Below are 13,590 nucleotides of genomic sequence, written 5' to 3' on the forward strand. Positions count from 1 at the left end.
CCGGTGCGCACTCGTCGCGCCAGGGTGACCGCGCTGCCGCAGTTGCTTGCCACCGCCGTGGAGACCAATCCCGACGGTGTCGCGGTGGTGCTCGCCGATGCCGCGCGCACGCTGGGCAGCCTGAGCTATGCCGAGATCGACGAGCGTTCCAGCCGGATCGCGCGGCTGCTGATCGACCGGGGGATCGGTGCCGGTGACCTGGTGGCCATCGGTATCCCGCGCTCGATCGAGTCGGTGCTCGCGGTGTGGGCGGTGGCCAAGACGGGCGCCGGCTTCGTGCCGGTGGACCCGAACTATCCGCCGGATCGGGTGGCGCACATGGTGTCCGACTCCGGCGCGGTCTTCGGCTTGACCGTCGCGGCGGTCGCCGACGGGCTGCCCACCCGGGTGGACTGGCTGGCCATCGACGACGCGGGGATCGCCCCGCGCCTCGAGGAGGTCTCCGGCGACCCGGTCACCAATGCCGACCGGCTGCGCCAGATCCGCGCCGAGGACCTGGCCTACATCATCTACACCTCCGGTTCCACCGGTCTGCCCAAGGGCGTCGCGGTGAGCCAGGCCGGGCTGGCCGGGTTCTGCGAGGAACAACGTCTGCACTACGGCATCGACATCGGTTCGCGCACTCTGCATTTCGCCTCGCCGTCGTTCGACGCGTCGCTGCTGGAGCTGCTGCTCGCGGTGGGCGCGGGCGCGACGATGGTGATCGTCGACCCGAGCGTCTACGGCGGCGACGACCTGGCCGCGCTGCTGCGCCGGGAACGGGTGAGCCACGCGTTCATCACCCCCGCCGCGCTGGCCTCGATCGATCCCGAGGGCCTCGACGACTTCCGGGTGGTCGCCGTCGGCGGCGAGGCGGTCCCGCCGGATCTGCTGCGGCGCTGGGCGATTCCGCTCGCCGACGGCACCCTGCGCCAGTTCCACAATGTGTACGGGCCCACCGAGACCACGATCGTCGTCAATATCAGTGTGCCGCTCAAGCCGGGTGATCCGCTGACCATCGGTGGCCCGCTGCGCGGCGTCGCCGAATACGTGCTCGACGACCGGCTCGGCCCGGTCCCGCCCGGCGTCACCGGCGAGCTCTACATCACCGGGGCCCAGCTGACCCGCGGCTACCACGCGCGGCCCGGCCTCACCGCTTCGCGCTTCGTCCCGAATCCCTTCGACCCGGCCGGTTCCCGGCTCTACCGCACCGGCGACTTGGTCCGCTGGACCGCCGATGGCGCGCTGGAATACGTGGGCCGCAACGATTTCCAGGTGAAGATCCGTGGCTTCCGGATCGAGCTCGGGGAGATCGACGCGGTGCTCTCCGCGCACGAGAGCCTCGACTTCGCCGCCACCGTCGGGCACGAACTCGACAGTGGCGCCACGATTCTGGTGTCCTACGTGCACGCGGCGCCCGGCGCGACGATCGACACCGCCGTGCTCACGGCGTTCGCCGAACGCAGCCTGCCCGCGCACATGGTGCCGACCGTGCTGATGGAACTCGACACCATCCCGCTGACCCCGGTCGGCAAGCTGGACCGGCGGGCCCTGCCCGATCCGGTGCTCGAGCACGCCGCGTTCCGGGCGCCCGCGTCGCCGGTGGAACAGATCGTCGCCGGGACGTTCGCCCAGGTGCTCGACCTCGGCGAGGACACCCAGCTCGGTCTGGACGACGACTTCTTCGCCCTCGGCGGCAACTCGCTGCTGGCCACCCAGGTCGCCGCCCGGCTCGGCGCCGCGCTCGACACCGACTTCCCGGTCCGGCTGCTGTTCGAGGCGCCGACGGTGGAGGCGCTGGCCCTGCGGCTCGCCGAATCCGCCGGCGCCGGTGCGCGTCCCGCGCTGGTGGCCGCCGATCGGCCGGACCGGATTCCGCTGTCGCTGGCCCAGCAGCGGATGTGGTTCCTCAACCAGTTCGACCCGGAGTCGGTCGCCTACAACATCCCGATGGCGGTGCGGCTCGGCGGCGCGATCGACGTGGCCGCGCTGCGGGCGGCCGTCGGCGATCTGGTCGCCCGGCACGAGACGCTGCGCACGATCTACCCCGAGACCGACGACGGCCCGATCCAGCAGGTGCTGCCCGAGTCGGCGGCAACGCCGCAGCTCGAGGTGCGGCGGATCGGGCCCGCCGAACTGAGCGCGGCCATGCACGCGCTCGGCTCGTCCGGCTTCGATGTGCGCAGCCAGGTGCCGTTGCGGGTCGCGCTGTTCGAACTCGGCCCGGACGAGTCGGTGCTGGCCGTGGTGGTGCACCACATCGCCGGTGACGGTTCCTCGCTGACCCCGCTGACCAGGGATCTCATGCTCGCCTACGCGGCGCGCTCGGCGGGCGCCGCGCCGGACTGGGCGCCGCTGGCCGTGCAGTACGCGGACTACGCGCTCTGGCAGCGTGCCCTGCTCGGCAGCGAGGACGACCCGCGGTCGCTGGCCTCGGCCCAGCTGGCCTACTGGCGCGACGCGCTGGCCGGCCTGCCCGATCAGCTCGACCTGCCCGCCGACCGGCCGCGTCCGGTCGTGCAGTCCTTCGCGGGCGGCCGGGTACCGATCGAGATCGACGCCGCGACCCACCGCGCGCTGCTGGCGCTGGCGCACGAGCAGGGGGCGACCCTGTTCATGGTGGTGCACACCGCGCTCGCGGTGACCCTGGCCCGGCTGGCCGGTACCGACGACCTCGCGATCGGCACGCCCATCGCGGGCCGCGGCGAGGCCGCGCTCGACGACCTCATCGGCATGTTCGTCAACACCCTGGTCTTCCGCACCACGCTGCGCCCGGGGGAGCCGTTCACCGCCCTGCTCGCCCGCCAGCGCGACACCGACCTGCAAGTATTCGCCAACGCCGACCTGCCGTTCGAGCGGCTCGTCGAGGCGATCAACCCGGCCCGCTCGACCGCGCGGCACCCGCTGTTCCAGGTGGGTCTGTCCTTCCAGAACCTGACCAGGACCGGGCTCGAGCTGGGTGAGCTGGCGGTCGAGGGCGTCGACGTGGATCTGGCGGTGTCGCAGTTCGATCTGCACGCGGTCGTCGCCGACACCTACGACGCCGACGGCGTCGCGCAGGGCATCAGCGGCGTCTTCACCTACGCCACCGACCTTTTCGACGAGGCGACGGCCGCCGGCTACGCGGACCGCTTCGCCCGGGTGCTCGCGGCGGTGGCTGCCGCGCCGCAGCGGCCCGCCGACGAGCTGGACCTGCTCTCCGATGCCGAGCGCGAGCGAATCCTGCACGGCTGGAACGCGACCGGGCATCCGTGCCCGCCCGCCACCCTCGCCTCGCTGTTCGCCGAGACGGTCGCCGGGCACCCCGACGGCGTCGCGCTGATCGATCCCGACGGCGCGCCGCTGACCTACCGTGACTTCGCCGCGCGTGTCCACCGGCTGGCGCGGCATCTGATCGCGCAGGGTGTCGGCGTGGAAGACCGCGTCGCGCTGGCGATTCCGCGGTCCGTCGAGCTCGTCGTCGCCATGTATGCGGTGGCGGAAGCCGGTGCCGCCTATGTGCCGGTCGACCCGTCGCAGCCCGCCGACCGGATCGGGCACGTGCTCGACACCGCCGCCCCTGCCTGCGTATTGACTACTGCGGCAGCGGGATTCGCTGCAGTCACTACCAACGCGCTGGGCGGCGATGCGGCTGTCGCTGCCGACATACTGGGCGGCGAACATTCCGCTGCTGGAGGTGGATCCGGCGCCGCGCCGGTGATCGTCGTCGACGAGCTCGACCTGTCCACGCTCCCGGATCAGCCGATCGCGGCGAACGAGCGTCGCGGGGTCCTGCGACCGGAGAACACGGCCTACGTGATCTTCACGTCCGGCTCGACGGGCAGGCCGAAGGGCGTCGCCGTCTCGCACGGCGCGATCGTGAACCAGCTGCTGTGGAAGACCGCCGCGTTCGGGCTCGGCCGCGATGATTCGGTGCTGCTCAAGACCGCGGCCACCTTCGACCTGTCGGTGTGGGAGTTCTGGTCGGCCGCGGTGTGCGGCGGCACGCTGGTGATAGCCGCGCCCGACGGGCACCGCGACCCCGCGTACCTGCTTGGCGTCCTCGCCGGTCGATCGGTGACCACGCTGCATGTCGTCCCGTCCATGCTCGACGCGCTGCTCACCGAATCCGATGGCACGCTCCCGCCCGCGCTGCGCCGGGTGCTCGCCATCGGCGAGGCGCTGCCCGCCGCGACCGCGCAACGCTTCGTGTCCACGAATTCCGCTGCGCTGCACAACCTGTACGGCCCGACCGAGGCCGCCGTCTCGATCACCGATCACCGCGTGACCACGGCCGACCGGACGACGGTGCCGATCGGCGCGCCCGAATGGAACAGCCGGGTCTACGTCCTGGACGCGCGCCTGCGCCCGGTGCCGGTGGGCGTCTCGGGCGAGCTCTACCTCGCGGGGGCGCAGCTGGCCCGCGGCTACTTCGGCCGCCCCGACCTGACCGCCGACCGATTCGTCGCCGACCCGTTCGCCGTTTCCGGTCGGGCAGCCGAGAGTTTCGATGCCGACTCGTTCGCCGGAACCGCTGGTGCCGCCGATGGTTTCGGCGCGGACTCCGGCTCCGAGCACCGATCGGCGGACATCCGGTCCCGCTCGGTGCCTGGCGCCAGGATGTACCGCACCGGTGACCTGGTGGCCTGGACCGCCGACGGTGAACTCGAGTACCGGGGTCGTACCGACTTCCAGGTGAAGATCCGTGGCTTCCGCATCGAGCTGGGCGAGATCGAGGCGGCGCTGCTGGCCGCACCGCAGGTCGCGCAGGCCGCCGTGCTTGCACAGTCCGACGCGCAGCTCGGGGATCGGCTCGTCGCCTATGTGGTGCCCGCGCCGGACGTCGAGCTCACCGCGGCGACCGCCAAAGCCGCTGTGGCGCAGGTGCTTCCGTCATACATGGTGCCCGCGGCTTTCGTTGTCCTCGATCGCCTGCCGCTGAACGCGAACGGCAAACTCGACCGGGCCGCGCTGCCGGCGCCGGTGCTCGAACCGCGCCGCTACCGGGAACCGGTGGACGACAACGCGATCGCGGTGGCGGAGGTGTTCACCGAGGTACTCGGCATCGCCCGGCCCGGCCTCGACGACGACTTCTTCTCCCTCGGCGGCAACTCGCTGCTGGCCACCCGGGTGGTGCACCGGCTGCGCGAGCGCACCGGCACCGAGCTGACCGTGGCCGCCTTCTTCGCCGACCCGACCGTGGCCGGACTCGCCGACCGGCTCACCGCCGGTCCGGCCGGGCTCGGCGGTGACCTCGACGCGGCACTGGCGACCACGTTGCCGCTGCGTCGCGGCGGCGGTCGGGAACCGCTGTTCTGCCTGCACCCGGTCTCCGGCCTGGCGTGGGCCTACGCGGGTCTGGCCCCGCACCTACCCGAGGATCGCCCGATCATCGGCATCCAGTCGCCCGCCCTGCTCGACCCGGACTTCCGGCCCGCCACCGCGGACGCGCTGATCGACTACTACCTCGCCGAGATCAGGGCCGCCCAGCCGTACGGGCCGTACCACCTGCTCGGCTGGTCGCTGGGCGGTGTGCTCGCGCAGGCGGTCGCCACCCGGTTGCAGGCGGCGGGGGAGACGGTGGCCTCGCTGACCCTGCTGGACAGCGTGCCCGGCGCCGACCTGGCCGAGTTCGGCGCCGAATTGCGGGAGGCGTTCCGCGAACTCGGCATCCCTGATCAGCAGCTGCCTCCCGCCGACCGGCTGGCCACGCTCGGCGACGACGCCCTCGCCGCGCTGCACGGCGCGCTGGCCGGATCGACGCCGATCTCGCTGCCGCGCTTCGTCGGTATGTACCGGGGTGCGCTGCGCACTGTCGAACTGGTTACCCAACTGATGCCGGATCGATTCGTGGGTGATCTCACCTTCTTCACGGCCCTGCGGACCGCGGGTAAGGCGCCGGGTGGCGCCTCGCGCTGGCGCCCCTATTTCAGTGGGGTCATCACCGATCATCCGGTCGACGCCAGTCATCAACAGATGCTCGGCCCGGTGGCCGTCACCACAGTCGGCCCGGTAACGGCGCAGGTCATCGCCATTTCTGGGCGGTCCATCGATAGCTCCACGTAACAGGCTCCGGGCAGATTACGATTCTGTTTCAGAGAGTTGGTGTGTCGTGGCGCACACCTCGGCGACGGTCGGCGGCAGCGATATAGGTGTGACTATGCTGTGTCCGACTCGGCTGCCGGACGCGAGAGGTGTATTGGTCTGTGGAAACCCCCCGCCGCACTGGCCGTGCCGGTCGCCGACGAACGACCGGCGCACCGCTGTTCGGTCAACTGCTTACGGCCGCGGTCGAATCCGCGGCCGGGTCGATAGCTGTTCGCTACAACCCCACCGGCATGCCGGGCGGCGAGCGTCAGCTGACCTATTCCGAGCTGGACGCGGAATCCTCGCGGCTGGCACGTGAACTCATCGACCGTGGTGTCGGCGCGGGCGACGTGGTCGCGATCGCGATCGCGCGCTCCATCGAGTCGGTCCTCGCGGTCTGGGCCATCGCCAAGGCGGGCGCCGCCTACGTTCCGGTCGACCCGGCCTACCCGCGCGACCGGATCGCGCACATCGTCGCCGATTCCGGCGCGACGCTCGGCCTCACCACCGCGACACATCGGGCCGCGCTCGGCACCGGCCTGTACTGGATCGAACTCGACGATCCGGTGGTCGCGGAGCGGATCGCCGCGCGCCCCGCGCACGCGGTCAGCTACGCCGACCGGGTCCGGCAGATCGATGATCGCCACCCGGCCTATGTCATCTACACCTCTGGTTCCACCGGCAAGCCCAAGGGCGTCGTCGTCACCCATGCCGGTCTCGGCGCGCTGGTCACGGCTGAGCGCGAACACTTCGGCGTCGAACCGGATTCGCGCGTGCTGCATGTTTGCTCGCCGAACTTCGACGTGTCGGTGCTGGAGCTGCTGCTGGCCTTCTCGACCGGCGCGACCCTGGTGATCTCCCCGCCGCGGATCTTCGGCGGCTTCGAACTGTCGGATCTGCTTCGGCGCGAACGCATCACGCACCTGCTCATCACGCCGGGCGCGCTGGAGTCGGTCGACCCGGCCGGGCTGCCGGACCTGCGGGCCGTGGTCGTCGCCGGTGACCGGTTCGGTCCGGAACTGGTCGGCCGGTGGGCGACCGGCGGCCGCGCCTTCTACAACGGTTACGGCCCGACCGAGGCGACCATCCTCGCCACCAGCACGGCTCCGCTGCACCCGCGCGCGCCGATCACCATCGGCAACGCGGTGCCCGGGATGGGCCTCTACGTGCTCGACGCCCGGTTGCGGCCGGTGCCCGCGGGTGTCGTCGGCGAGCTGTATCTGTCCGGTCCCGCCCTGGCCCAGGGGTATCTGGGCAGGCCGGGGCTCACGGCCGAGCGGTTCGTGGCCTCGCCGTTCGGGGCGGGCAGGCTCTACCGCACCGGTGACCTGGTGCGCAGGCTCGAGCCCGACGGCACGCTGGAATACCTGGGCCGCAGCGACTTCCAGGTCAAGGTGCGTGGCTTCCGGATCGAGCTGGGCGAGATCGACAACGCGCTCACCGCGCACCCCGACCTCGACTACGCGGTCACCCTCGGCAAGACCATGCCCTCGGGCGCGACCGCGCTGGTGTCGTATGTGCTGCCCCGCGTGGGGCGCACGGTCGACACCGGGGCGCTGGCGGAGTTCCTGTCCACCTCGCTGCCCGCGTACATGATTCCGGCCGTCATCATGGTGCTCGACGCGCTGCCGCTGACCTCGGTCGGCAAGCTCGACCGGGCCGCGCTGCCGACGCCGGTGTTCACCGCGCGCGGGTTCCGCGCCCCGGCCACGCCCGCCGAACAGGTGGTCGCCGATGTATTCGCCGCGCTGTTGCTGCGTGACGGCTCCGGCCGCGTCGGCGCCGACGACGACTTCTTCGAACTCGGCGGTGACTCGCTGCTCGCCGCCCAAGCCGTCGCCCGGATCGGTGCCGCGCTCGACGTGCGGGTGCCGGTACAGGCCGTCTTCGAGGCGCCGACCGTCGCCGCCCTGGCGAACAAGGCCGAGCAGCAGCGTGTCTCGGCGCACGCGCTGCCACTGACCAGGCAGCAGCGTCCCGCGCAGATTCCGCTGTCCTACGCCCAGCAGCGGATGTGGTTCCTCAACCGCTTCGATCCCGCCTCGGCGGTCGACAACATCCCGGTCGCGGTGCGGCTGTCCGGCCGGCTCGATCTGCCCGCCCTGCGCGCGGCCGTCGCCGACCTGGTGACCAGGCACGAAGTGCTGCGCACCGTGTACCCGGTCTCGGACGGCCTCGCCGCCGACTCCGGGGTGCTCGACGGTGAAGGTCATCAGGTGGTGCTCGCCCCCGGTGATCCGGCGGCGGCCCCGGAATTCGAGGTCGTCGAGATCACGGAGGACGAGCTGGGCGATGCCATCGCCGCGGCCGCGCTGACCGGCTTCGACGTCACCGTGGCTCCGCCCGTGCGGGTGCGGGTGCTCGCGCTGACCGAGCCGCGACCGGCGGTAGCGAATCGTGACCACGCAGGCTCCCCGGATGCGGCTCCATCGAATTCGGTGACCGAGCACGTCGTGGTCTGCGTGGTGCACCACATCGCCGCCGACGGGTTCTCCTTCGCGCCACTGACCAGGGACCTGCTGACCGCCTACGCCGAGCGCCGCGGCGGTGGCGCGCCGCACTGGCCGCCGCTGCCGGTGCAGTACGTGGACTACACGCTGTGGCAGCGCGAACTGCTCGGCGCCGAGACCGACCCGTCGTCGCTGCTGGCTGCGCAGGTCGCGTTCTGGCGCCGGACCCTGGCCGGCCTGCCCGAGCAGCTGGAACTGCCCACCGACCGGCCGCGCCCCGCCGTCGCCAGCCGGGCGGGCGGCACGCTGACCGTCCAGGTGCCCGCCTCCGTGCACGCCGGGCTGTCCGCGCTGGCGCGCGACCACAACGCCACCCTGTTCATGGTGGTGCACACCGCGCTGGCGCTGCTGCTGGCCCGGCTCTCCGGCACCCGCGACATCGCCATCGGCACCCCGGTCGCCGGGCGCGGCGAGCAGGCGCTCGACGAGCTGATCGGCATGTTCGTCAACACCCTGGTGCTGCGTACCCAGGTCGATCCGGCGGCGAGTTTCGCCGCCCTGCTCACCGAGGTCAGGGCCGACGACCTGGCGGCCTTCGGCCACGCCGACGTGCCGTTCGAGCGCCTGGTGGAACTGCTGGAGCCGGTGCGCTCGACCGCGCGGCACCCGCTGTTCCAGGTGATGCTGACCTTCCAGAACCTGGCCCGCTCCGATCTGGCGCTGCCCGGCCTCGCCGTGTCTGCCGCCGACTTCACGGTGCCGCTGGCGAAGTTCGACCTCCAGGTGGAACTGGCCGAGCGGATCGGCGCCGACGGCGCGCCGCAGGGCATGACCGCCTCGTTCGTCTACGCGACCGATCTGTTCGACCGCGCCACCGTCGCCGATTTCGCCGACCGCTGGTCGCGGGTGCTCGCCGCGGTGGTCGCCGATCCGTCGGCGCCGGTGGGCGATATCGATGTGCTCGCCCCCGGTGAGCGCGAACTCGTACTGCGCGAAGGGGATTCGCCGGGCATCGCGGTGCCCGAGGTGACCCTCGCCGACCTGATCGGCATGCAGGCGCAGCAGCGACCGGACGCGATCGCGGTGCGGGCGGGGCAGTATTCGCTGACCTTCGCCGACCTGCTCGGCCGCGCCTCGGCGCTGGCCCGCGCGCTGATCGCCCACGGCGCCGGTCCGGAAACCCTGGTGGCCGTGGCGGTTCCGCGCACCGAGGAGCTGCCCATCGCGCTGCTGGCGGTACTGCTCGCCGGCGCGGGCTACCTGCCGATCGATTCCGGCTATCCCGCGCAGCGACTGGAATACGTGCTCGCCGACGCGAGACCCACTGTGCTGCTGACGACTACGGCCGAGCGTGCGCTGGTACCGGCCGATCTGCCCGTGGTGCTGGTGGACGAACAGCTCGGCTATTCGACCGCGCCGCTGCGCCCGGCCGAACGGCGCGCACCGCTGCGTCCCGACCACCTCGCCTACGTCATCTACACCTCCGGCTCCACCGGTCTGCCCAAGGGCGTCGGCGTCAGCCACCGCAATGTGCTGGAACTGTTCGCCAACACCCATCGGCTGTTCGACTTCGACGTCGACGACGTGTGGACGGTGTTCCACTCCTTCGCCTTCGACTTCTCCATCTGGGAACTGTGGTGCGCGCTCGCGGGCGGCGCGTCGGTGGTCGTGGTCGACCACCTCACCTCGCGCTCGCCGATCGAGTTCCGGGAACTGCTCGCCCGCGAGCAGGTGACCGTGCTGAGCCAGACCCCCACCGCGTTCGCGCAGCTCGACGAGGCCGACCGGGCGGCCCAGGCGGCCGGTGCCGCGCCGCTGCCGCTGCGTTACGTCGTCTTCGGCGGCGAGGCGCTCGACCCGCGCAAGCTCACCCGCTGGTACGCCCGCTACGGAACCGGGCCCGGCGCACCGCGCTTGGTGAACATGTACGGCATCACCGAGACCACGGTGCACGTCTCGCATCTGACCATGGACGCGGGCGCCGCCGAGCTGCCGAGCAGCCTGATCGGGCGGGCACTGCCCGGCCTGTCGGTCGCCGTGCTCGACGACCGGCTGGGGCCGGTGCCGTTCGGCGTTGCCGGTGAGCTCTACATCGCCGGTGGTCAGGTCTCGCGCGGTTACCTCGGCAAGCCGGGGCTCACCGCGACCCGGTTCGTCGCCGACCCGTTCGGCCCGCCCGGCGCGCGCCGCTACCGGTCCGGTGACCTCGGCCGCTGGATCGGCTTCCGCGGTACGCCCGCACTGGAATACGGTGGCCGCGGCGATCAGCAGGTGCAGCTGCGTGGGTTCCGGATCGAGCCGGGCGAGATCGAGGCCGCGCTGCTCGGGGTGCCCGGTGTCGGTCAGGCCACCGTCGTCGTGCGGGCCGACGAGCACGCGGGCGACCGGCTGATCGGCTATGTCGTCCCGATCGACGGCACGGCGCTCGACCCGGTCGCGGTGCGTGCCGCGGTCGCCGAATTCCTCACCGGCTACATGGTTCCCGACGCCGTCGTGGTGCTGGCCGCGCTGCCGCTGACCGCCAACGGCAAGCTCGATCGGGCCGCGCTGCCCGCGCCCGAGTTCACCGCGGCCGCCGCCTTCCGCGCGCCGACCACGCCGATCGAACTGAGCGTCGCCGAGGTGTTCGCCACGCTGCTCGGCGTCCCCGAGGTCGGCCTGGACGACGACTTCTTCGACCGTGGCGGCAATTCGCTGCTGGCCACCAGGGCCATCGCCCGCATCGATCAGGCGCTCGGCGCCGATCTGGTGGTCCGCGATCTGTTCGAGGCGCCGACCGTGGCCGCGCTGGCCGCCCGGGTGCGCCCTGGCGCGGTGGCCGCGCCGCGGCCGCCGCTGGTCCCGGCGCAGGATCGGGGCGTCATCCCGCTCTCGCCCGCTCAGCAGCGGATGTGGCTGCTCAACCGGATCGACCCGGATTCCCCGGCCTACAACATCCCGCTGGTGCTGCGCCTGCGTGGCGCGCTGGACACCTCGGCGCTGCGCTACGCGGTCGCCGATTTGCTGGAACGGCACGAGGCGCTGCGCACCCGGTTCCCCGCCGACGCGAACGGCGCGCCCTACCAGGAGATCCTGCCGGTCAGCGCGGTGCTGCCGACCGGTCTGCCGATCGAGGAATGCGCCGACCCGCGCGATCGCGTGATGTGGCTGCTCGCAGGCGGTTTCGATGTCGCCGAGCGAGTCCCGTTGCGGGCCGGGCTCTTCACGGTCCCGGACACCGATCCGCTGGCCGAGGAAGAGCACGTGCTCGCCGTGGTGGTGCAGCACATCATCGCCGACGGCGCCTCGCTCGCGCCGCTGGCCCGCGACCTGGTGATCGCCTACCGGGCCAGGGTCGAGGGTCGTTCGCCCAGCTGGGCGCCGCTGCCCGTGCAGTACGCCGACTACGCGCTGTGGCAGCGCGCGGTGCTGGGCGAGGAGTCCGACGAGACCTCCACCGCCGCACGGCAACTCGACTTCTGGCGGCGCACGCTGGCCGGTCAGGCCGGCACCGTCGACCTGCCGCACGATCATCCGCGGCCGCCGCACGCCTCGCTGCGCGGCGCCGACGTGACCACCTGTCTGCCCGCCGACGTGCACGCCAGGCTGGCCGAGATCGCCCGCGCGCACAACGCGTCGCTGTTCATGGTCGTGCACGCGGCGCTGGCCGTGCTGCTGGCGCGCATCTCCGGCAGCACCGACATCGCGATCGGCACCCCGATCGCGGGGCGCGGTGAACCGGAGCTCGACGACCTGGTCGGCATGTTCGTCAACACGCTGACCCTGCGCACCGAGGTCTCGCCGCTGCGCGGCTTCGACGAGCTGGTCACCCTGGCCCGCGAGGTCGACCTGGCCGCGTTCGCCCATGCCGACCTGCCGTTCGAGCGGATCGTCGACGAGGTCGCGCCCAGCGGCGCGGTCTCGCACAACCCGCTGTTCCAGGTGGTGCTCTCGTTCCACAACACCGAGGCGCCGGTGCTGCGGCTGCCCGGGCTCACCATCGAGGCGATGGACCTGGCCGCTCGCTCGGCCAAGGTCGACCTGCAGGTCAATGTGGAACCACGGCACACCGCGACCGGCGAGCCCGACGAGCTCGGTGTCGTGTTCACCTATGCCACCGACCTTTTCGACGAGCAGACCGTCGCGACATTCGCGCGCGGCCTCACCGAGATCGTCACCGCGGTGGCCGCCGACCCGAAGGTCCGCGTCGGCGACATCGACCTGCGTGATGCCAGGGAACGCGAACGCGAGCTCACCGCCGCGGCCTACGCCCCCGTGCCGTCGGCCAACGGTGCCGCGCTGGCGCAGGAACTGGCCGCCGCCGTCGAGGAGGACCCGGACGCGCCCGCGCTCGACCTGGGCGGCAGCGAGCTGACCTACCACGAATTCGACGCGCGCTCTTCGCAGCTGGCGCGCTCACTGATCGCGCGTGGCGCCGGTCCCGGCACCGGGGTGGCGCTGCGGCTCGATCGCGGGGTGAACGCGGCCATCGCGACCTGGGCGGTGCTCAAGGCCGGTGCCGCGGTGGTGCCGCTGGCGGCCATCGACGGGCTGGTGACCGATCGGCTCGAGGTGAAGCTGGGCCTGACCATCGACATCGTCGACGCCCCGGAGGGCCTGGACTGGTACGACCTGGCCGACCCCGCGCTGATCGCGGAGCTGGCCGCCGAATCGCCGCGCCCGATCGGCTACGCCCACCGCACCCGCGCCCTGCGCGGTGACGACGTGGCCTTCGTCGGCGGCGGCCGGTCGCTGACCTACGACGAGCTGGCCGGTGCCGCCGAGCGGGTGGCCCAGCGGACCGGGCTCACCTTCGAATCACGCACGAGGGCGGCGGGGCGGCCGGACACAGTGGCCGGCCTGCTGGAGATCGTCGCGGCCGGGATCGCCGGCGCGACGTTGGTGATGGCGCCCGACGACGGCGCCGACGAGGTGAGCCACGTGTTCACCGAGTCGGCGGTGGCCGTCGCGGCGCCGGGGGATGGTGCCGGCGCGACGATAGTCGCGCTGAGTGAGATGATCGGCAACGCCGGACAGCCGCATCAGCGACGCGCGGCCGTCGGGATGGATGGAATAGGTGGATAGTGCATGACCGGGCAGCGGCTAGTCGGCTCCG

2 protein-coding genes are annotated in these 13,590 nt (G+C 72.1%); both read left to right on the forward strand.

What is annotated here, in order from left to right; translation table 11 throughout:
- Positions 1-3: 3 nt before the first annotated feature.
- Positions 4-6,024, forward strand: a complete 6,021-nt coding sequence (locus tag NV348_RS20400; RefSeq protein ID WP_447151103.1) for a non-ribosomal peptide synthetase — start codon at positions 4-6, stop codon at positions 6,022-6,024.
- 140 nt (positions 6,025-6,164) lie between these two features.
- Complete coding sequence (locus tag NV348_RS20405; RefSeq protein WP_447148334.1) at positions 6,165-13,559, forward strand: non-ribosomal peptide synthetase; 7,395 nt, start codon at positions 6,165-6,167, stop codon at positions 13,557-13,559.
- Positions 13,560-13,590 lie beyond the last annotated feature (31 nt).

The sequence above is a fragment of the Nocardia fodinahabitans genome, assembly GCF_052983615.1.